Here is a 329-nt window from a genome sequence, read left to right on the forward strand (position 1 = left end):
GTATCAAGCAGCCAAGTAGTGGAAACAAAACCTGAACCTGCAAAACCGGTAGAACCTGCTAAACCAGCAGAAACGGTTGCCTCTGTCTATACTGTGAAAGCGGGAGAAACGTTAGGGCACATTGCTAGACAATTCAGTATGACGGTATCTCAACTTAGAGAACAGAACAACCTAACTTCCGATTTGATCCGAGTGAATCAGAAGTTAACGGTATCAAGCAGCCAAGTAGTGGAAACAAAACCTGAACCTGCAAAACCGGTAGAACCTGCTAAACCAGCAGAAACGGTTGCCTCTGTCTATACTGTGAAAGCGGGAGAAACGTTAGGGCA

1 protein-coding gene is annotated in these 329 nt (G+C 45.6%); it reads left to right on the forward strand.

Annotation, left to right across the window (positions count from 1 at the left end):
• On the forward strand, nt 1-329 hold a 329-nt coding region (locus tag AX762_RS01790; RefSeq protein WP_143139255.1), incomplete at both ends, for a LysM peptidoglycan-binding domain-containing protein.

This window comes from Alkalibacterium sp. 20, from assembly GCF_001885615.1.
Taxonomy (GTDB): domain Bacteria; phylum Bacillota; class Bacilli; order Lactobacillales; family Carnobacteriaceae_A; genus Alkalibacterium.